This is a genomic window from Microbacterium testaceum StLB037, from assembly GCF_900104345.1.
GTDB lineage: Bacteria > Actinomycetota > Actinomycetes > Actinomycetales > Microbacteriaceae > Microbacterium > Microbacterium testaceum_A.
Map to the genome: position 1 here is coordinate 390,297 of NZ_FNJN01000002.1, position 18,503 is coordinate 408,799.

The 18,503-nt window shown below is 70.0% G+C and carries 22 protein-coding genes; 8 read left to right on the forward strand and 14 right to left on the reverse strand.

What is annotated here, in order from left to right; genetic code table 11:
* Nucleotides 1-70: 70 nt before the first annotated feature.
* Entirely contained in the window at nt 71-859 is a 789-nt protein-coding gene (locus BLS25_RS05165) for a bestrophin-like domain (RefSeq protein ID WP_074694662.1), read from the reverse strand.
* 137 nt (nt 860-996) lie between these two features.
* Between BLS25_RS05165 and hemQ the strand changes: the two genes are divergently transcribed.
* From hemQ to BLS25_RS17135, 6 genes are all read left to right on the forward strand, one after another.
* Nucleotides 997-1,668 carry a hydrogen peroxide-dependent heme synthase gene (gene hemQ / locus BLS25_RS05170; RefSeq protein ID WP_074694663.1) on the forward strand — a complete coding sequence of 224 codons (672 nt, stop codon included), beginning with the start codon at nt 997-999 and terminating at the stop codon, nt 1,666-1,668.
* The gene (hemC, locus tag BLS25_RS05175) at nt 1,665-2,666 is read left to right on the forward strand and encodes a hydroxymethylbilane synthase (RefSeq protein ID WP_056224616.1); all 1,002 of its coding nucleotides are present in this window, start codon (nt 1,665-1,667) and stop codon (nt 2,664-2,666) included. Before hemQ ends, hemC begins: the two co-directional genes overlap by 4 nt.
* Nucleotides 2,663-3,478, forward strand: coding sequence for a uroporphyrinogen-III synthase (locus BLS25_RS05180; RefSeq protein WP_056224614.1), 816 nt, complete (start codon nt 2,663-2,665; stop codon nt 3,476-3,478). Before hemC ends, BLS25_RS05180 begins: the two co-directional genes overlap by 4 nt.
* Nucleotides 3,475-4,458, forward strand: a complete 984-nt coding sequence (gene hemB, locus BLS25_RS05185) for a porphobilinogen synthase (RefSeq protein WP_074694664.1) — start codon at nt 3,475-3,477, stop codon at nt 4,456-4,458. The genes BLS25_RS05180 and hemB overlap by 4 nt, the downstream gene beginning before the upstream one ends.
* A 103-nt stretch (nt 4,459-4,561) precedes the next feature.
* Complete coding sequence (gene hemL / locus BLS25_RS05190; protein WP_074694665.1) at nt 4,562-5,902, forward strand: glutamate-1-semialdehyde 2,1-aminomutase; 1,341 nt, start codon at nt 4,562-4,564, stop codon at nt 5,900-5,902.
* Between the two features lie 78 nt (nt 5,903-5,980).
* Complete coding sequence (locus tag BLS25_RS17135; protein ID WP_256335538.1) at nt 5,981-6,112, forward strand: hypothetical protein; 132 nt, start codon at nt 5,981-5,983, stop codon at nt 6,110-6,112.
* 2 nt (nt 6,113-6,114) lie between these two features.
* On the opposite strand, the gene BLS25_RS05195 is transcribed toward BLS25_RS17135, so the two are convergent.
* The 8 genes from BLS25_RS05195 to BLS25_RS05225 all read right to left on the reverse strand — a co-directional run bounded on the left by BLS25_RS05195 (nt 6,115) and on the right by BLS25_RS05225 (nt 10,468).
* Nucleotides 6,115-6,384, reverse strand: coding sequence for a hypothetical protein (locus BLS25_RS05195; RefSeq protein WP_074694666.1), 270 nt, complete (start codon nt 6,382-6,384; stop codon nt 6,115-6,117).
* An 82-nt stretch (nt 6,385-6,466) separates the two neighbouring features.
* The gene (locus BLS25_RS05200) at nt 6,467-6,988 is read right to left on the reverse strand and encodes a hypothetical protein (protein WP_074694667.1); all 522 of its coding nucleotides are present in this window, start codon (nt 6,986-6,988) and stop codon (nt 6,467-6,469) included.
* 40 nt (nt 6,989-7,028) lie between these two features.
* On the reverse strand, nt 7,029-7,376 hold the full coding sequence (locus BLS25_RS16590; RefSeq protein ID WP_143017833.1) for a hypothetical protein: 348 nt from the start codon (nt 7,374-7,376) through the stop codon (nt 7,029-7,031).
* Nucleotides 7,377-7,449: 73 nt separating this feature from the next.
* A complete protein-coding gene (locus tag BLS25_RS05205; protein WP_074694668.1) occupies nt 7,450-7,989 on the reverse strand; it encodes a hypothetical protein in 540 nt (179 codons plus the stop codon).
* A complete protein-coding gene (locus BLS25_RS05210) occupies nt 7,986-8,351 on the reverse strand; it encodes an SseB family protein (protein WP_081349686.1) in 366 nt (121 codons plus the stop codon). Before BLS25_RS05210 ends, BLS25_RS05205 begins: the two co-directional genes overlap by 4 nt.
* A 70-nt stretch (nt 8,352-8,421) precedes the next feature.
* A complete protein-coding gene (locus BLS25_RS05215) occupies nt 8,422-9,750 on the reverse strand; it encodes a hypothetical protein (protein ID WP_074694670.1) in 1,329 nt (442 codons plus the stop codon).
* Nucleotides 9,747-10,061, reverse strand: coding sequence for a hypothetical protein (locus BLS25_RS05220; RefSeq protein ID WP_074694671.1), 315 nt, complete (start codon nt 10,059-10,061; stop codon nt 9,747-9,749). Before BLS25_RS05220 ends, BLS25_RS05215 begins: the two co-directional genes overlap by 4 nt.
* A gap of 5 nt (nt 10,062-10,066) precedes the next feature.
* Nucleotides 10,067-10,468, reverse strand: a complete 402-nt coding sequence (locus tag BLS25_RS05225) for a YbaB/EbfC family nucleoid-associated protein (protein WP_170210724.1) — start codon at nt 10,466-10,468, stop codon at nt 10,067-10,069.
* Between the two features lie 140 nt (nt 10,469-10,608).
* Between BLS25_RS05225 and cofD the strand changes: the two genes are divergently transcribed.
* The gene (cofD, locus tag BLS25_RS05230) at nt 10,609-11,574 is read left to right on the forward strand and encodes a 2-phospho-L-lactate transferase (RefSeq protein ID WP_074694672.1); all 966 of its coding nucleotides are present in this window, start codon (nt 10,609-10,611) and stop codon (nt 11,572-11,574) included.
* 13 nt (nt 11,575-11,587) lie between these two features.
* Here the strand turns inward: cofD and cofC are convergent, their stop codons facing one another.
* From cofC to cofG, 4 genes are all read right to left on the reverse strand, one after another.
* Nucleotides 11,588-12,223, reverse strand: coding sequence for a 2-phospho-L-lactate guanylyltransferase (cofC, locus tag BLS25_RS05235; RefSeq protein ID WP_074694818.1), 636 nt, complete (start codon nt 12,221-12,223; stop codon nt 11,588-11,590).
* A gap of 88 nt (nt 12,224-12,311) precedes the next feature.
* The gene (fgd, locus tag BLS25_RS05240; protein ID WP_074694673.1) at nt 12,312-13,322 is read right to left on the reverse strand and encodes a glucose-6-phosphate dehydrogenase (coenzyme-F420); all 1,011 of its coding nucleotides are present in this window, start codon (nt 13,320-13,322) and stop codon (nt 12,312-12,314) included.
* A gap of 17 nt (nt 13,323-13,339) precedes the next feature.
* Nucleotides 13,340-14,809, reverse strand: coding sequence for a flavin-containing monooxygenase (locus tag BLS25_RS05245; RefSeq protein WP_074694674.1), 1,470 nt, complete (start codon nt 14,807-14,809; stop codon nt 13,340-13,342).
* Complete coding sequence (gene cofG / locus BLS25_RS05250) at nt 14,806-17,160, reverse strand: 7,8-didemethyl-8-hydroxy-5-deazariboflavin synthase CofG (protein ID WP_074694675.1); 2,355 nt, start codon at nt 17,158-17,160, stop codon at nt 14,806-14,808. The genes BLS25_RS05245 and cofG overlap by 4 nt, the downstream gene beginning before the upstream one ends.
* Nucleotides 17,161-17,271: 111 nt before the next feature.
* On the opposite strand from cofG, the gene BLS25_RS05255 reads away from it, so the two are divergent.
* Nucleotides 17,272-17,670 carry a hypothetical protein gene (locus BLS25_RS05255; RefSeq protein WP_256335539.1) on the forward strand — a complete coding sequence of 133 codons (399 nt, stop codon included), beginning with the start codon at nt 17,272-17,274 and terminating at the stop codon, nt 17,668-17,670.
* Nucleotides 17,671-17,680: 10 nt separating this feature from the next.
* Here the strand turns inward: BLS25_RS05255 and BLS25_RS05260 are convergent, their stop codons facing one another.
* Nucleotides 17,681-18,499: a sulfite exporter TauE/SafE family protein gene (locus tag BLS25_RS05260; RefSeq protein ID WP_056224583.1), complete on the reverse strand. Its 819-nt coding sequence runs from the start codon at nt 18,497-18,499 to the stop codon at nt 17,681-17,683.
* Nucleotides 18,500-18,503 lie beyond the last annotated feature (4 nt).

Sequence of the window (18,503 nt, forward strand, 5' to 3'; positions counted from 1 at the left end):
CGGGCCGCTTCGTCGTCCGCGGGCCGGCCCCGGCGACCTCGGATCCGCTCGGGACCGGTCGGCGCGCGGCCTAGGGTTCGTTCGCGAACAGCCCGCGCAGCAGGTCCTCGAAGTACTCCGGCGTGACGGCGATCGGCCCGGCGTACGCATGGTCGAAGCCGGCGATGGCGTACAGCAGCAGAGCGACGAACAACGCGAGCATGCTCGACATCAGCAGGTGAACGCGGAGGTTCCGCACCTCGATCAGTCCGATGAGGATGGCATTGAGCACGGCACCCACGCCCAGCACGATCCAGAGCACGCTCGGCAGGGCGAGGTGGGTCAGGGCGATGCGGTCGCGGCGGTTCTCCACCAGCAGCTGGAACTGGTCGAGCGATTGCTGCACGTAGAGCGTCTCGGCGGCCGTCGTCGGCTGGACGGCGCCGATCGCGCGTTGCATGGCGGAGATATTGGCATCCGTCTCCGCGGGGATCTCGAGACGACGCTGCTCGGGCCAGTCCAGGTCGATGACGTTGCGGGCGTACTGCGTGATCTGCGCCTGCAGTTCGTCCCCCTGCGGGTCCGGAAGGAGTGCCGCCGTTCGGTACAGCGAGGCGAGCGACGACGACTCCTCGAGCACGACGCCGTCGACTTCGGTGAAGTTGCCGTAGGCCGCTGCCGCAATGAGGGCAAGGGTCACGCCGTAGAAGACCCCGTACACACCGACCGCGTAGCTGAGGACGCGGTCCCACTCCTCACCGCGCGGCGCCGCTCTGCGCACCCATTTCCGCAGCGCCAGGAGGATCGCGCACGAGCCCCCCACGACCAGGACGATGAACAGCGGCAGCCCCAGGTACATGGGGAGGTCGTACAGCCACATCGGTGCGCCTTTCGGGCGGCGTGCCCCGACGCCGTCGACGCACAGTACCAATGGGTGCGCCGCCGGCGCACCTGTCGGTGGTTCGGCGGCGAGTCAACCGGTTTGGACCGCCGCCCCGACCGGACGAGACTGGAAGCATGTCCGACGACAGCTCCTCCTCCGTGTACACGCTGTGGGCGGTTTTCCGCCGCGATCCCGAGAACCCGGTCACCGCCGCCGACGCGACCGAACTCGCCGACCTCGTCTCGCTCGTCGAGGCCGACGGTGTCACCGTCCGCGGCTTCTACGACGTCAGTGGTCTGCGCGCCGACGCCGACCTCATGGTCTGGCTCCACGGCGAAGACCCCCAAGCCCTTCAGCGCGACCTGCGACGCCTGCGTCGCACCGACCTGCTGAAGAACCTCCTGCCCACGTGGAACGCCATGGGCGTGCACCGCGACGCGGAGTTCAACCGCTCGCACGTGCCCGGCTTCCTCCGCGGCATCGAGGCCCAGCAGTGGTTGTGCCTGTACCCCTTCGTCCGCAGCTACGAGTGGTACCTCCTGCCCGAGGCCGAGCGTCGCGAGATGCTCATCGAGCACGGCAAGAAGGGCTCGGCCTACAAGGGCGTCATCGCCAACACGGTCGCGTCATTCGCCCTCGGCGACTACGAGTGGCTCCTGCCCATGGAGGCCGACGTCCTGACCGACCTCGTCGACATGATGCGCGACCTCCGCTACACCGAGGCCCGCCGCCACGTGCGCGAAGAGGTGCCGTTCTACACCGGCCGTCTGGTCACGCTCGACGAGATCCCCGAGATCCTTCAGTGAGTGCGCCTCTGCGCCTCGGCACTCGCCGCAGCACCCTGGCGATGACGCAGTCGCAGATGGTCGCCGACGCCGTGTCCGCGGCATCCGGTCGTTCCGTCGAGCTGGTGCCGATCGTCTCGGAGGGCGACGTCAACCGCGCCTCGCTGTCGCAGCTGGGCGGGCGCGGAGTCTTCGCGAACGGGCTGCGCGAGGCCCTCGTGGCGGACCGCTGCGACTTCCTCGTGCACTCGCTCAAAGACCTGCCGACGCAGCAGCCCGATGGGTTGGTGATCGCTGCGACGCCCTCTCGTGAAGATGCGCGCGACGTCGTCGTGACGCGCGAGGGTGTCGCCCTGGGGTCCCTCGCCCCGGGGTCGCGGGTCGGCACCGGTTCCCCGCGTCGCATCGCTCAGGCCCTGCGGCACAACCCGCGCCTCGACATCCGCGACATCCGCGGCAACGTCGACTCGCGTCTCGCCCGTGTGCGCGAGGGAGAATTGGATGCCGTGATCCTCGCGGCCGCGGGAATCTCGCGGCTGGGAGGAGATCTGGGCGGACTCCTCGCCGAAGAGCTCGGTCTCGCGGAGTGGCCGACCGCTCCGGGGCAGGGGGCGCTGGCGGTGGAGACGCGCGACGACATCGACCCGGACATCTACGCGGCCCTCGCCGAGCTCGACGACGAACGCACCCGGGTGGCCATCACCGCGGAGCGCACCGTGCTCTCCGCCCTCGACGCCGGGTGCAGCGCGCCCGTCGGCACGCACGCCTCGCTCGCGGAGGGCGACCTGCGCCTGCGGGCGGTGGTCTACGCGCTCGATGGAACGCAACGGATCGGCATCGACCGGACGGTGCGTCTCGACCCGGGGTATGGTGGGGACACTACGGGCAGTGGCAATGGAGCAGATGCTGCCGACGACGGGGGACCGATCGCGCGAGCGACGCGAGCGGGCCAAGAAGCCGCGCGTCGGTTGCTCGAACGCGGGGCGGCCGACCTGGTACCACGAGAGTCGACCACATGAACGAAGGCCACCAGCACACGCCGAACCCCTCCACGGGCAGCGTGCCGAAACCGCTTGCCGGTCGACGCGTCCTCGTTCCCCGAGGCGGTCCCTGGGGCGACGGCGTCGCGGCGAGCCTTCGACAGCTCGGAGCGGTGCCCGTCATCGCGCCGCTGATCAACTTCGCGCCGACGAACGACCAGGCGACGCTCGACCAGGCTCTCGCCGATCTGGCCGCGGGCGCCTTCGATTGGCTGACGCTCACGAGCGCCACGACGGTCGACGTGCTGTACGCCTATAAGGCGGTCATCCCCGCCGAGACGAAGGTCGCCGTCGTCGGCGAGACGACCGCGGCCGCGATGCAGGCCGTCGGTTATCACGTCGACCTCGTGCCCGAGCGGGACAACTCCGCTCAGGGTATGGCCGAGCAGATGATCGCGATCGAGACCGAGCCGCGCAAGGTGCTGACCCTGCGCAGCGAGATCGCCAAGCCGGTGCTGACGCGACTGCTCATCGAGGCCGGCCACGACGTGCGCAGCGTCGTCGCGTACCGCACGGTGGGCGTGCCGGTGACCGAGAAGATCGCCGCCGACGTGACCTCGGGCCGCATCAACGCCATCCTCGTCACCAGTGGCTCGGTCGCGGAGCAGGTCGTCGATCAGTTCCCCGAGATCCCGGCATCCACCGTCATCGCCGCCATCGGCCCCCGCACCGCCAAAGACGCCAAGCGCGCCGGTCTGAGCGTCGACGTGGTGGCCGAGACCCAGACCGTCGACTCCCTCATCGAAGCCGTCGCCCGCTTCCCCCTGCACTCCGACGAATCGACCTCATGAGCTTCCCCGAGCACCGCCCGCGGCGCCTGCGCCGCACCCCCGCCGTCCGTCGTCTCGCCCGCGAGACGCACCTCGTGCCCTCGCAGCTCGTGCTGCCGATGTTCGTGCGCGAGGGGATCACCGAGCCGAGCCCGATCGGTTCGATGCCGGGCATCGTGCAGCACTCGATGGACTCCCTCCGCCGTGCGGTGGCCGAGGCCGCCGAGCAGCGCATCGGCGGAGTCATGCTCTTCGGCGTGCCCGAGGTGCGCGACGCCGTGGGCTCCGGGGCCGACGACCCGAACGGCATCCTGAACCGCGCCACCGAGGCCGTGGTGGCCGAGGTCGGCGATGCGGTGGTCGTGCAGACCGACCTGTGCCTCGACGAGTTCACCGACCACGGGCACTGCGGCGTGCTGCGCGACGACGGGGCCGTCGACAACGACGCGACCCTCGAGCGCTACACCGCCATGGGGCTCGCGCAGGCGCGTGCGGGCTCGGCGATGCTGGGGTTGTCGGGCATGATGGACGGCCAGGTCGGCGCTGTGCGCGAGGCGCTGGATGCCGAGGGCTTCACCGACACGCTGATCCTCGCCTACTCGGCGAAGTACGCCGGGGCCTTCTACGGCCCGTTCCGCGAGGCCGTCGACTCGCAGCTCAAGGGCGATCGCCGTTCGTACCAGCTCGACCCCGGCAACGGCCGCGAGGGCGTGCGCGAAGCGCTGCTCGACGTGGAAGAGGGCGCAGACGTCGTCATGGTCAAGCCGGCCCTTCCGTACCTCGACGTGCTCGCCGACGTGAAGGCCTCGGTCGACGTGCCCGTGTGGGCTTACCAGGTGTCGGGCGAGTACGCGATGGTCGAGGCCGCCGCGGCCCACGGCTGGATCGACCGCCGCGGCGCGATCATGGAGAGCCTGCTCGGCATCCGTCGCGCCGGTGCCGACGCGATCCTGACGTACTGGGCGGTCGAGGCCGCCCGCTGGCTCCGCGCCGAGCTCTGAGCCGTCTCCTCTCACGCGTGAGGGGTCACTTTTCGTCGCCTGGACGGCGCCGAAGCGACACTTTTCGACCCCTCGTACAGGGGGCCTCTAGGAGGATGGATTCATGACCGATCTCAACGACCAGTGGTTCGCTCGCGCCAAGGACGTCATCCCGGGTGGCGTGAACTCGCCCGTGCGCGCGTACGGCTCCGTGGGTGGCACGCCGCGGTTCGTGCAGTCAGCCTCCGGCCCGCGGATCACGGATGCCGCGGGTCGCGAATATGTCGACCTCGTCGCCTCGTGGGGTCCGGCTCTGCTCGGCCATGCGCACCCCGAGGTGGTCGAGGCGGTGCAGTCCGCGGCATCCCGTGGTCTGTCCTTCGGTGCTCCGACGGGGGCCGAGGTCGAGCTCGCCGATCTCGTCGCGCAGCGCGTGCAGGTGGGCGATCTGAAGCCGATCGAGAAGGTGCGGCTGGTCTCGACCGGTACCGAGGCGACCATGACGGCGATCCGTCTCGCGCGCGGCGTGACCGGTCGCGACCTGCTGATCAAGTTCGCCGGGCACTACCACGGTCACTCCGACGGCCTGCTGGCCGCCGCGGGTTCGGGGGTCGCGACCCTCGCCCTGCCTGGGTCGGCCGGTGTTCCCGCGCCGATCGCCGCGCAGACGCTCGTGCTGCCCTACAACGACCTCGACGCGGTGCGCGAGGTGTTCGAGGTGCACGGCGAGAACATCGCCGCGATCATCGTCGAGGCGGCCTCGGCCAATATGGGCGTCGTTCCGCCGCTCCCCGGCTTCAACGCGGCGCTGGCCGACATCGCGCACAGCCACGGCGCCCTGCTGATCATGGACGAGGTGCTCACCGGATTCCGCGTGCACCCCGCCGGCTTCTGGGGCCTGCAGGCGTCGCAGGGCGAGCGCTACCTGCCCGACATCCTCACTTACGGCAAGGTCATCGGCGGCGGCATGCCGCTGGCGGCCCTCGCCGGTCGCGCCGAGATCATGGACCACCTCGCGCCCCTTGGTCCGGTGTACCAGGCGGGGACGCTGTCGGGGAACCCGCTGTCGGTGGCCGCGGGTCTCGCCACGCTGCGGCTCGCGACTCCCGAGGTCTATGCGGCGGTCGACGCCGCGGCCGCGCAGGTGTCGGAGGCGCTGGACGCTGCGCTGACGGCCGAGGGCGTCGTGCACGCCGTGCCGCGCGCCGGCTCGCTGTTCGGCGTCGCGTTCCTGTCCGAGGTGCCCCTCGACTACGCGACGGCGCTCACGCAGCAGTCCTACCGGTACGCCCCGTTCTTCCACGCGATGCTGGATGCCGGTGTCTCGCTGCCCCCGAGTGTGTTCGAGGCCTGGTTCCTCACCGCCGCGCACGACGACGTCGCCCTCGACCGCGTGCTCGAGGCGCTACCGGTCGCGGCGAAGGCGGCCGCGGAGGCGCTGGATCCGACGCTGCTGGCTCAGTAGCGGGGATCATCCTCGCGGAGGATACGTTTCGTCCTTTGCGATGATGCGCGGGGCAGGTGCGGCCGGAAGGCTGGAGTCATGCTCCCCGCTCGCCCCGCGCCGTCCACCATCTTGCAGCTGTTCTCGCGACTCGTGGCGTGGTGGCCGACGTCGATGGCTCCGCGGCGCCGTCGCGCGACCTGGCAGCCGTGCCCGCGTGGTCAGGTCTGAGATCAGCGCCACGTCCAGCTGAGGAGAGCGGAAAGGGCCCGGATGCCGGCTTCGCCCACGTCACCGCGCTCTGCAACGAGCGCGCGGACAGTGCGGTCAGCCCACGCGGCCAGATCTGTCGCGTCGTCGCCGGGGGCGATGGCATCCATTCGTTCGATCAGGCCCTCGACGCGCCTGCGCAGGGCTCGATCGGGGACGGACTCGGGATGCCGGCCGGGAACGGCGGAGCCGTCGGCCCAGATGTAGGCGGTGAGGGCGGTGTCGAGGGTCATGGTGCGTCCTTCGCTGAGCTCACCGGGGTACCCCGCGGCTCCCTTGGCATTGTGCTGGGCGGTGGCGCCTCGTCCACCTCACTCATGTGTTACCCGAGTTCTCTGCGGCGCGAACGTCGAGGAAGAAGAGTGGTTCGACGAATTTGCCCGGGGTGGTGATTGGTGCCGGCTCGAGGGCTTGCGCCGACCTCAGTGCGTCGTTCACCAGAGTGACCAGGCCGTTGAGAGTCGGCGGGAGGTCACTGGTCGGATCGTGCTCCGCGAGCTGCTCGACGATCACCACGGGACGGCCGTCGGGGAGATTGATGCGCGCGACTTCGAGAAGGACGACTTCGGGAGGCAGGACGACCTCCTGCTCCGCGGGGTGGGCGGAGAAGGCCGCGATCTCGCGTCCTGTGCGGCTGACGATGGCGGCGATCGCGGGGCTCGAGAAGTTCTCGGTCGCGATGCGCGGGTCCTTGCTCGTGGCGGTGACGCCTCGGGTCCACCGGGCAGGTGCGAGCGGGGGGATGTACGGGAGGCCGTGGAAGACGATCCCGGTGTGAGCGGGCAACTTCTCGAGAGCGCTCGAAAACCTTCGCGCGGCTTCGGCAGCATCGGCCATCGGCGGCTCCTCCCTTTCCGTTGTGTGCTGGCGGACGTGCTTATAAACCGAGTGAACGCCGCAGGGCTTCATCCGTTTCGCGGGTGATCCGTTCGGATGCGGCCCTTTCCGCTGCGCCGAGAGGCGCACCCGGTCGGCGGCTTTTCCGAATCGAATCCAGAGCGAAGGCGCACGCGTCCGATTCCGAATCGAACCGAGCGAGTTCGGCCCACTGTCCGCGCTCCTGCGTCCCGACGGCAAACCCGGTCGATCTTTCGTTCAGCAGGACGAGAGTGCCCAGGACGGGGTCCCCGTCGCCGACGTGCGGGTGATCCGGGCTGGACACGGGAGCCGAACCGAATTCGTCTCGGAGAATGTCGCAGAGTTTTTCGAAGCCGAGGTCCTTCATGCTCGAGTCTCAACTTTCGTGCGGTTCGCTCTGGGCCAGCCCTATGTCCGACTCCCAGCGAGGGCAGTGCGTTCTAGAACGGCGAGGTCTGCGGGACCACGGTCGGCCAACGCCACGCTAGAGCGTCTACGGCGTCTGTCGAGAGACGCGGCATGATGGCCGCTAGTTTGGTGCGAACACGCCCGAGAAGCCCGTCGTCCGCGGGCGCGACCTCGTGGAACGCGATGGAGGCCGAACCACGAATGAATGCGGTCAGCACAGGGGTGAGGTCGGAGGCATCATCACCGAATCGGGCAACCACGGCTCCCAGATCATCGCTTGGTTCCGGGGAGACACCCCAGCCGGTGTAGAGCACGATCGCTTCGCTCAGCTCCGCGTCGTCGACGGCGGGTGAGCGTGTAACACCGTGTCCGGGAAAGCGCGCTTCGGCGTCACGAACGGTGACGGGGTTGCGGAACCGACTGTTCCCGGTCCACCACGTCTGGCAGTAGTCGCAGCGGTACAGGAAGTCGTCGGGCGATGTCGTGAGCACCAATTTCGGTTGCTGCTCGCGCATGGCGAGGTCGAGGCACGCCGGACATCCGAGGTCTCTCGACGGCATCAGAGCCGTCACGCCAGTTCGGTTCGGAACTTCGCAATCCCCGCCGGCTCGATGTCGAACCCGAGGTTCGAACCGGGGTTGACGACGAGGCCCTGCGTTGCCGGGGATTGCAGCAGCAGCTGGCTCCCCGACATGGCGACGACGAACGGCGCAAGGTGGGAAACGCGCTCGGCCTCCCGAGGAGACGTGAAGACGGCCATCATCGAGTGGTCGTCTTTCGGGAACAGCACGGGTTGGAAGTCCGTGAACGTCTCTCCCGGGTCCGCTCCGCTCGGAACGTAGAGCGTGCTCGCCGCGAACGTCCAGAGCACTGCCTGCATGGTGAGCTGGCCCGATCGCGCTCGGGCGATCGCTGTCTCGAGCACTGAAGCCATCAGAGATCTCCTTGTGTGGCTGGCGATGAAACGGACGACCGAGACGGCGTGGGGGCGAGCCCGGTGTCACTCAATACTTCCTCACGACCTGCCATGATCCGTCCACGAGCTTGGTGAGGACGGATCCCGGAGGAACGGGCGCGCCGCCGGGATAGATCGTCTCCCGCGTCTGGTTCACGAGATACCCGGAGTCCATCACGACCGCGGTGTGTCCGTAAGTCGGATCGGCGCTCGTGGGGTCGTGGTAGAAGTTCGGGTTGCCCTGCGCGTCTTCAAGCACCGGGCGGCGGAGGTCACGCGGGTCGACCGGGAAGTGAACCGCGTAGACATCGCCGCCGTTCATGTAGGCGTCGGCCGCCTGAGGCGCCATACTTGTTTCTTTCGCGGCTGTGCTCACGCTGTCGATGCGGGCAGCATCAGAGACGGGCATGGCCCAGACATCTCCGTTCGGGGCACCGAGATTGGCGTTGTCGACGTCGTAGTAATGAACGGCGCCATCGCCGAAAAGTGACGAGTGGTAGCCGGCTGCATCCATCTCGGCGAGGTGTGAAGGAGTGAGCGCTTCGCCCGGCTGGACGTCGAGGGGCGCGCGCGGAGCTTCTTCGGAATAGCGCGGAACCCGCGGGGGTGCTTCCCCGTGGGGTGCGCGCCGCGGCACGCTTCCGAGCAGTCCAGCGCCCTTGCTCATCAGGGCCCGAAGCTCGTTGAGAAGATCCCCGAGCTTGCCGCACGAGCGCAGCAGGCCCGTGAGCTTGCCGCTGATCTTCGCTGTCCAGCTGGCGACGCGGGAGGAGACTTGCGAGATGATCCAGGGGGTGGCGAGTCCGACGGTCACGACGGCTTCGGTGGCCCACGAGATGGCGGATCCGACGAGCTGGGAGAGGATGTCGCGGACGAGGTCGTGGACGACCTGGACGATGGTCGAGGCGATCTGCAGGCCGGTGGCCATGGCGCCGGCCCATTGGCCTGAGGCGCGGATGTGGGCGGCGGCGTCGGTTTGGAAGCGGCGGTAGGCGTCGATGGCTTCGCCGGCCATATCGTCGAGGTCGCTGACGACGCGGTCGAGGTAGTCGGCGGAGCTGTTGAGCTGGTTTTGGACGTTGGTCCAGGTCTGGGAGAACCCGGCGACGGCGCCGGCGTCTCCGGTCAGGTCGTTGAACCAGCCTTTGATGGGCTCGAAGTGATCGATCAGCCAGCCGAGACCGGCGGCGATGAGCGACCCGAGGGGGTCGATGGCGGTGGCGACGGTGTCGACGACCGTGCTGAAGGCCGCGAGGCCACCTTCGACCCAGTTGCCGGACTCGATCGCGGATGCCAACTGCGTCCCCGAATCCAGAAGCCCCGCCCCACTGAACGGGGTCGCCGTGTCAACGGGACCGGCGACGAGCGCGTTGCTCACAGACCCGTCTCCAACGCACGGATCGATGCGAGGACCTTCTGCTCGTACGCGTCCATATCGCTTCCGACACCCACGATCTCGGTGGCGGAGCGGCGCACCATGTCTTCGGCGGCACCGATCAACGACCGAGCGGCGTCGGCCACCATCGTCGCGGGCGGCACGAGGAACGAACACAACACCCCGAACGCCTCGGCATGCAATCCGCCCGATGACCCGGCATCACGGGCGACGGAGATGTCGGATGCCACGGCGCTCAGCCGCGAGGCGTGCGAGCCGATCAGTTCGGAGTCGACGGCGATACGGTCGGCCATGCGCGTCAGACCCGGAAACCCATGGGCTGCGACGGCGGCTCACGATCGAGCTCACCCGCGAGGTGACCGACGATCGGTGAATCAGCGCCGAACGCGACCCGCGTGATCTCCAACGCCTGCTCACCCGCCAGCACCTGAGCGCGCCCCGCGGTCTCGACGATCAGCTGCTCCAACGCGTCAGGACGCAGTTCGTACGCGGCGTCGGCGAGGCGGATACCGGCCAGCCGTCCCGCCGCATCGACGGTCACCGTGACCTCGCGGCGCGGAGAAGTCGCCGACGCGCGAACCGCGTCGATGTCCGCCTGCACCTGCTGCGCTTGAGCTGCCCGAACCTGCGCTTCGGCCACCTGCTGCTCGATCCGAGCGATGGCCGCCTCGGCTTCACGAGAGGAGAAGAGGTCTGTCACTCGGGTGATGGTAGTCCCCGAGCCCATGACCTGGGTCAAAGATGTGAGAACTTTCATTTTCGCGCCGTTCGTGCTGGCGCCGTCGGGGTGAGGCGTCTCACCGACGGCGCACACTCCACGTCGGATGGAAGACTGAACCAATGCTTCTCTCGCAGCCCCGTGTCGTCGTGCTCGCCGGTGGAGTCGGGGGGTCGAGATTCTCCCTCGGCGTCCGTGCCGCCCTTCGCCGGCTGAACGCTCCCGAGGCCACCGTCGTCGTCAACACGGGCGACGACCTGTGGCTCTCGGGCGTGCGGCTGCAGCCCGACGTCGACTCGATCACGTACGCCCTCGCGGGGGTGAACGACACCGAGCGCGGCTGGGGGCGGGCCGGCGACACCGAGCGCGTCAACGAAGAACTCCAGGCGTGGGGCGCGGGCTGGCCGTGGTTCACCCTCGGCGACCTCGACCTCGGCACGCACCTCGCCCGCACGGGGTGGCTGCGCGACGGCCTCACGCCGACCCAGGTGCTCGCACGCATGGCGCAGCGGTGGCCGCTCGGCATCCGGATGCTCCCCATGACCGACAGCGAGGTCGACACCCACGTGCTGCTCGAGGACGGCGGACGCCTGCACTTCCAGGAGTGGTGGACGCGCCACCGCGCGAAGCTCACGCCCCGCGCCTTCGAGAACCCCGGGATCACGGATGCCGTGCCCGCCCCGGGCGTCGCCGAGGCGATCGCGGGGGCCGATGTCGTGCTGATCGCACCGTCGAACCCCATCGTGTCGATCGGTCCGATTCTGGCGGTTCCCGGTATCCGGGATGCCGTGCGGCAGACGTCGGCGAAGGTCGTCGGCGTCTCGCCGATCATCGGCGGGCGGGTCGTGCGGGGCATGGCCGACGTGTGCCTGACCGCGGTCGGGGTCGAGACCTCCGCCGCGGCCGTGGCCCGGCACTACGGCGCGCGGTCGGCGGACGGCGTGCTCGACGCATGGTTGCTCGCCGAAGAGGATTCGGCGTCGGCATCCGAGGTCGAGGCCGCGGGTCTGCGCGCCGTCGTCGCTCCGCTCTGGATGCGCGACGAGGCGACGTCCGCCGCAATCGCGAAGGCGGCGCTCGAGGCCTGAAGCGCCGGACCTGTCAGGCCGCAGCCGCCGCCAGCACCGCGGACGTCCGCGGGCCCACGCCCAGCGCCACGGCCTCGGACAGCTGAGCCGCGGTGTCGACGTCGCGGTGCAGCGTCGAGTCGCGCTCGACGGCGAGGTCGGTACAGCCGAGCAAACGGTGGCGTGCGGCGGAGTCGGGGCCGAAGGCCGAGACCCACACCGCCCCGGCGCGGGCAGTGATCAGCGTGGAGCCGGTGCCCTCGGCATCCGGGACCAGACCTCGTTCGACGGATGCCGCGAGCTCGAGCGCGGCGTCGAGATCGGCGGGGCGCAGGGCCGGGACGTCGCCCAGCAGCGCGGCGCGCGGGGCGCCCACACCGGCCGCCTCGGCGCCGAGGGCGATGGCGGCGTCGAGGCCGCGGGCGTCGCCCTCGGTGACGACCTCGACGGTGCGCGAGCGGCGGAACTCGGAGCGGACACCCTCGTCGTCGGTCACGACGATCACGCGCGACACCAGATCGGCTGCGGCCGCCGCGGCGATCGTGTCGAGCGCGATCGCGCGCGCGAGGGCCTCGCGGTCGGTGCCGACGTCGGTGAGTCGGGTCTTGCCGACCGCGGCGGGCTTGACCGGCACGACGATCGTCCAGCCGGAGGCGTCAGGAATGCTCATCGCCTCCATTGTGTGCCGGGCATCCGACATTCCCGTGCGGGGGTGGCGGGGTGCCGCGAAACGTGCAGACCCTGCCACCCCCACCGCCTCAGGCGAACCGCTTGCGCAGGCGCGGGAGGATCTCGTCGCCGTACATGCGCAGGAACTCCTCCTGGTCGTGCCCGGGGTCGTGGAAGACGAGGTGGCGGAAGCCGAGGTCGACGTACCGCGCGATGCGCTCCACGTGCTCGTCGGGGTCGGTCGAGACGATGAAGCGCGAGGCCGCGCGCTCGATCGGCAGCTCGTTCGCGAGGCGCTGCATCTCGATCGGGTCGTGCACGCTCATCTTCTCTTCGGCGGTGAGCGCGAGCGGAGCCCAGAAGCGGGTCTTCTCCATCGCGGTGTCGTGGTCGGGGTGGTACGACACCTTCACCTCCATGAGCGTGTCGACGTCGTCGCGCGAACGCCCGGCCTTCGACAGACCGTCGTCGAGGGCGGGCAGCAGCTTCTCGGTGTAGAGCTCGGGATCCTTGCCGCTCGTCGTGATGTAGCCCTCGGCGATGCGGCCGGCCAGGCGCGTGGCCGCGGGACCCGAGGCGCCGATGTAGATCGGCACCTTCTGCTCGGGGCGGTCGTAGATCGTGGCGTCCTTGACCGAGTAGTAGGTGCCCTCGTAGGTGACGCGCTCACCGGCCCACAGTTCGTTGATGATCGTGATGGCCTCTTTGAGGCGCTGGAAGCGCTCGGGCGGCTCGGGCCATTCGAGGCCCAGGGTCACCTCGTTGAGCGCCTCGCCGGTGCCGACGCCCAGCACGACGCGGCCCGGGTACATCACGCCGAGGGTCGCGAACACCTGCGCGATGACGCCCGGGTGGTAGCGGAACGTCGGGGTGAGAACGCTCGTACCGATGATGACGCGCTCGGTGCGCGCACCCAGCGCGCCGAGCCAGGGGAGGGCATTGGGGGCGTGGCCGCCGTCGTGCATCCACGGCTGCAGGTGGTCGGAGAGGAAGACGGAGTCGAAGCCGACCTCCTCGGCCAGCACGCCGAAATCGAGCAGCTCGTTGGGCCCGAACTGCTCGCTCGAGGCCTTGTAGCCGAATCTCAGGGGAACGCTCATCTGTGACTCCTCCAGTGTCAGCTGCGCACGGGGCTGTGCGCGGGTTCGAACTCCGACCCGTCGGCGCCGGTGAGGCGCTCGCGGAACGCTTGCACGGTGCCCGGCCACAGCAGGGTGAGCCGGCCCGAGCGGGAATCGACGTACCAGTTGCGGCATCCGCCGGTCATCCAGGGGGTGGATGCCGCGGCCGCGTCGATCTCGTCGGTATAGGCGGCCTCGGCCTCGGGGCGCACGCGCAGCACCCGCTCGGGGCGGCGGTCGCGTTCGGCGAGGGCGCGCACCACGTAGGCGGACTGCTCTTCGGCCATGAGCACGGCGGAGTTGTGACCGAGGCTCGCGTTGGGGCCGTTGAGCACGAAGAGGTTGGGGAAGCCGGCGACGACCGTCGACCCGAACGAGGTCATGCCCTCGAACCAGTGCTCGGCGAGGGTCTCGTCGTCACCGCGCACGAGGTCGGCGTATGGCTGCTCGGCCGCGGCGAAGCCGGTCGCGAGCACGAGCACGTCGGCCTCGTACCGCTCGCCGCTCGCGGCGGTCAGGGTCGATCCGTCGACCGCGGCGAGCTCCGTGGGTTCGAGGGTCACGGCATCCGACGCCACCGCCGGGTAGAACGCGTCGGAGAGCAGCACGCGCTTGCAGCCGAAGGCGTAGTCGGGGGTGAGCGCGGCGCGCAGAGCGGGATCCGTGACCTGCGCGTGCAGGTGGGCGAGAGCGGCATCGCGGGCGGCGGCGGATGCCACGGTGTCACCCGAACGCGAGGCGAAACGCCGCTCGCCCTCGGCGTAGAGCTCCGCCCGCAGGCGCGCGAGGGCGCCGGGGCTGTCGGCGAGACGTTCGCGCTCGGAGACGGGGATGTCACCGCCGCCGCGGGGCACGATCCACGCCGGGGTGCGCTGGAAGAGCGTCACGTGGGCGGCGAGACGCGCGAGCTCGGGCACGAGCTGCACGGCGCTCGCCCCGGTGCCCACGACGGCCACCCTCTTACCGGTGAGGTCGATGTCGTGGTTCCACCGCGCGGAGTGGAACAGCGGCCCCGCGAACGACTCCAGCCCGGGGATCGAGGGGACGAACGGCTCGGTCAGGCGACCGCACGCGAGCACGAGCGAGCGGGCGACGAGCTCTTCCGCGCCGGTGTCGATGTGCCACACCGACGTCTCGACGTCCCACGCGGCGCCCAGCATCGGGGTGCGCAACCGCAGCTTGTCGCCGAGCTCTTCGCGGTCGGCGACGTCGCGCAGGTAGTCCTGGATCTCGCCGCCCGGGGCGAAGGTGCGCGACCAGCCCGCGTTGGGGTGTGCGGCGAGGCTGTAGAGGTGCGCGGGCACGTCGCACGCGACTCCGGGGTAGGTGTTGTCGCGCCACGTTCCGCCGACGTCGGCCGCGCGTTCGAGCACGATCACGTCGTCGCGGCCGGCTCGCCGCAAGGCTCCGACCATTGCGAGGCCCGCGAAGCCCGCCCCGACCACGACGGTGTCGATGATCCTCATGCGGGGTGCCCGTCGCCGGGTCGGGGTGCGACCCGGTAGTCGGTGGTCCGCAGTCGGAACGGCCGCATGAGGCTCCGCGCGATGCGCTCGGCGGCCGCGACCGGCAGTTCGAGGCCCTGCTCGATGCCGGTGTCGGACAGCACCCGACCGTCGTAGAGCGTGCCGCCGAGGTCATCGCCGCCCGAGCGCAGCAGCACGGCCGCGGCCTCGCGTCCGACCCGGGTCCACGGGATCTGCACGTGCGAGATGCTCCCCGACAGCGCGAGTCGCGACACGGCGACCATCGCGCGATGCTCGTCGATCGGGCTGCGACCCTCGACTAGGGCCACGTCTCCGCCGGGAAGGGGGATCGGCACGAACTCCGCGAAGCCGCGGGTCTCGGCCTGGATCTCGCGCAGGCGTCGCAGGTGCGCGATGCGCTCCGCGGCGGTCTCGACGTGCCCGTAGAACAGCACGGAGGTCGAACGGAAGCCCGCGCGGTGCGCCGCGGTGATGCCCTCGATCCAGCGATCGATCTCGAGGTCGCCGGGGGCGACGAGGGCGCGCACGCGCTCACTGAGGAGCTTCACGCCCGTGCCGGGCACGGTGTCGACACCCGCATCGCGCATCGCCGCGAGCGCGCCGTCGAGCCCGAGCCCGCCGCGGTCGGCGAGGTCGCGCACGTCGAGCGGTCGGTACGCGTGCACGTGGATGCCGGGAGCCCCGCGCTTCACCGCCCGCACGAGGTCGAGGTAGCCCGAGGGGTCTTCGTCGGGCCGCAGCGCCCCCTGGATGCAGATCTCGGTCGCGCCGAGCGCGGCGGCATCCGCGGCGATCTCGGTGGCGTCGTCGAGGTCGAACTCTCCCGCGCTCCCCCGACCCGTGCGACGGAACCCGGTCGAGGTGAGGTTGCGGTTCTGCACGAGGGTGACGGGCTCGCCGACCGTGTAGCGGCGTGCGTCGTCGGCGGCGGCGGTGAGCTCGTCGAGCTCGGCGCCGGTGGCGCGAAGCAGTCGGACCCAATCGTCGTCGCCGAGGTCGAGAGGGGCGGATGCCGCCCGCTCGGCCAGACGCTTCACGCCGGGGTCGACGGCACGTGCGCCGGGCGTCATCACAGAGGCCGGTACCGCCGCGGGCTTCACGTCGGCCGCGAGTCCCGTGGCATCCGCCAATGCCCGAACAGGAGCGTGCAGAGCGGAGTCGATCCAGCGCTCGGCGCCGCCCACGTACTCGGGGTGCGCGGTCAGGCGTTCGCGCAGGACGTATCCCTGCGCCGCGGTCTGCGCGGCCAGGTCGTCGATCTGCGGCCACGGGCGCTCGGGGTTGACGTGGTCGGCTGTCAGGGGCGAGACGCCGCCCCAGTCGTCGATACCCGCGTCAATCAGCAGGCTCAGCTCGCGCGGGTCGGAGAGGTTCGGCGGCACCTGGATGCGCATGTCGGCGCCGAACACGAGTCGCGCGACGGCGACCGCGGCGAGGTAGTCGTGCATGTCGGCATCCGGAGCGCCCTGCATCGCCGTGCGGGGCTTCGCGCGGAAGTTCTGCACGATGACCTCTTGCACGTGGCCGTGGCGATCGTCGATCTCGCGCAGGGCCACCAGTGATTCGGCGCGGTCGCGCACGGTCTCGCCGATACCGACGAGGATGCCGGTCGTGAACGGGATGCCGGCAGCCCCGGCGTCGTCGATGACCTTCAGTCGGAGTGCGGGGTCTTTGTCGGGCGAGCCGAAGTGCACCTGGCCGGGCTCCTCGTAGAGGCGACGCGAGGTGGTCTCGAGCATCATGCCCATCGACGGGGAGACGGGGCGCAGGGCGGCGAGCTCGTCGGGGTGCATGACGCCGGGGTTGGCGTGCACGAGCATGCCGGTCTCGGCGGTGATGAGCCGGGCGATGCGCGCGACGTAGTCGATGGTCGAGGCGAAGCCGTGCTCGTCGAGCCACGCGCGGGCCTCGGGCCAGCGCTCTTCGGGGCGGTCGCCGAGGGTCAGCAGCGCCTCTTTGCAGCCCATCGCCTGCCCCTGGCGCACGACGGTGAGCACCTGCTCCGGGCTCATGTACGCGGGCTTCCGCAGCAGGGCGAGCTGGCCGGGGGTGTCGACGAACACGCAGTAATGGCAGCGATCGCGGCAGAGGGTCGTGAGCGGCACGAAGACCTTGCGCGAGTACGTGATGACACGGGGCCGGCCGGCGTGCTCGAGCCCTTCGTCGCGCAGCGCCGACGCCACGCGGAAGAGCGCGGGGAGCGGAGCGTGCAGGAGCGCCTCGGTCTCGTCGACGTCGGGGCGGTGCCCCGCCGCGATCGCGGTCAGGAGATCGTCGATCGACGCGCCTCGGGCCGGTGCGACTCGCGGCGCAACGCTGCCCGTGCTCATTGGTCAAGGCTATCCCGCGGCTCCGACATCCGGGCCGTGACGGTGGACGGCTACTGATCGTTGCGGTCCTGTGAGGTGAGAGGCCCGTTCGCCCCGCCCGACGCTGGCAGGATGGAACACATGGTGACCCTGCTGCTCGATTCGACGCAGCTCGAGGTCGTGCTCTCGCCGACCGAGCGTGCGCTGTCCTTCCGCAAGAGCAACATCGTCGTTCCCCGTGAGCACATCGAACGGGTGCAGCTCACCGACGACGCGTGGACGTGGATCCGAGGCGTGCCGAATCCCGGTATCAATCTCCCCGTCGCCCTCGGAGCGGGCACCTGGAAGTCCGCCGGAGGCAACGACTTCGTCATCATCCGCGGTCGCAAGCCGAGCGTCGTGATCGACCTCTCCGGTCACGAGGAGTTCGAGCGCCTGGTGCTGACGACGAAGCACGGGGTCGCCCTGCTCAAGGCGCTGCGCCTCGACGTGGCATCCGAGCCCGAGAACGTCGCCGACATCGTGAGCTGACCAGCGCCGTCTACGACGTGAACTGCACCACGGTGTCCCACGCGAGCTTCACGATCAGGATCGACAGCGTCACGAGGAACACGATCCGCACGAACCCGCTGCCGCGTCGCGTCGCCATGTGAGCGCCGATGAAGCCGCCGGTGATGTTCATGACGGCCATCGCGAGCCCCAGCACGAGAAGGATCTCGCCGTGCACCCCGTACACCGCGAGAGCGGCGAGGTTGGTGGTGAGGTTGGCGATCTTGGCGTTGACGCTCGCCTGCAAGAAGCCGTACCCCAGCACGCTCACGATGAGGATGACGAAGAACGAGCCGGTACCCGGACCCAGGATGCCGTCGTAGAACCCGACCGCGAGACCGATCGCCGCCGCACGCCAGGCGATGGCCGTCGCCTTGTCGTGCCGGGGCTCGTGGTGCAGGCCCATCTGCGGCTTGAACAGCGTGTAGAGCGCGACGGCGATCACCGCGACGAGGACGATCGGGGTCAGCACCTCACGAGGGACGAATCGCGAGAGCGCCGCGCCGACCGTGGAGCCCGCGTACGCCCCCGCCACCAGGGGGATCAGCAGAACGAGCTGCACGCGGATCTTGCGCAGGTACACCCAGCTGGCCGACAGTGTCCCGAAGAACGACGACAACTTGTTGGTGCCGAGGATGAACGGGGTCGCGACGTCCTTCGGGACGGCGATGACCAGCGCGGGGAGCTGGATGAGACCGCCCCCGCCGACGACCGCGTCGACCCAGCCGGCGACCCCCGCGGCGATCAGCAGCAGCAGGAGGGCCGCCACCGAGACGGGGAGCCACTCGGCGATCACCGGTCCATCGAGCACGGTT

Bases quoted from the DNA above. Each gene is read 5' to 3' on its own strand.
- hemQ (WP_074694663.1), top strand. From the start codon at position 997: ATGTCCGACGACAGCTCCTCCTCCGTGTACACGCTGTGGGCGGTTTTC.
- BLS25_RS16590 (WP_143017833.1), bottom strand. From the start codon at position 7,376: ATGAAGGACCTCGGCTTCGAAAAACTCTGCGACATTCTCCGAGACGAA.
- cofC (WP_074694818.1), bottom strand. From the start codon at position 12,223: ATGAGCATTCCTGACGCCTCCGGCTGGACGATCGTCGTGCCGGTCAAG.
- BLS25_RS05245 (WP_074694674.1), bottom strand. From the start codon at position 14,809: ATGAGGATCATCGACACCGTCGTGGTCGGGGCGGGCTTCGCGGGCCTC.
- BLS25_RS05255 (WP_256335539.1), top strand. From the start codon at position 17,272: ATGGAACACATGGTGACCCTGCTGCTCGATTCGACGCAGCTCGAGGTC.
- BLS25_RS05195 (WP_074694666.1), bottom strand. From the start codon at position 6,384: ATGACCCTCGACACCGCCCTCACCGCCTACATCTGGGCCGACGGCTCC.
- BLS25_RS05165 (WP_074694662.1), bottom strand. From the start codon at position 859: ATGTGGCTGTACGACCTCCCCATGTACCTGGGGCTGCCGCTGTTCATC.
- cofG (WP_074694675.1), bottom strand. From the start codon at position 17,160: ATGAGCACGGGCAGCGTTGCGCCGCGAGTCGCACCGGCCCGAGGCGCG.
- fgd (WP_074694673.1), bottom strand. From the start codon at position 13,322: ATGAGCGTTCCCCTGAGATTCGGCTACAAGGCCTCGAGCGAGCAGTTC.
- BLS25_RS05200 (WP_074694667.1), bottom strand. From the start codon at position 6,988: ATGGCCGATGCTGCCGAAGCCGCGCGAAGGTTTTCGAGCGCTCTCGAG.
- BLS25_RS17135 (WP_256335538.1), top strand. From the start codon at position 5,981: ATGCTCCCCGCTCGCCCCGCGCCGTCCACCATCTTGCAGCTGTTCTCG.
- BLS25_RS05220 (WP_074694671.1), bottom strand. From the start codon at position 10,061: ATGGCCGACCGTATCGCCGTCGACTCCGAACTGATCGGCTCGCACGCC.
- cofD (WP_074694672.1), top strand. From the start codon at position 10,609: ATGCTTCTCTCGCAGCCCCGTGTCGTCGTGCTCGCCGGTGGAGTCGGG.
- BLS25_RS05210 (WP_081349686.1), bottom strand. From the start codon at position 8,351: ATGGCTTCAGTGCTCGAGACAGCGATCGCCCGAGCGCGATCGGGCCAG.
- hemL (WP_074694665.1), top strand. From the start codon at position 4,562: ATGACCGATCTCAACGACCAGTGGTTCGCTCGCGCCAAGGACGTCATC.
- BLS25_RS05180 (WP_056224614.1), top strand. From the start codon at position 2,663: ATGAACGAAGGCCACCAGCACACGCCGAACCCCTCCACGGGCAGCGTG.
- hemB (WP_074694664.1), top strand. From the start codon at position 3,475: ATGAGCTTCCCCGAGCACCGCCCGCGGCGCCTGCGCCGCACCCCCGCC.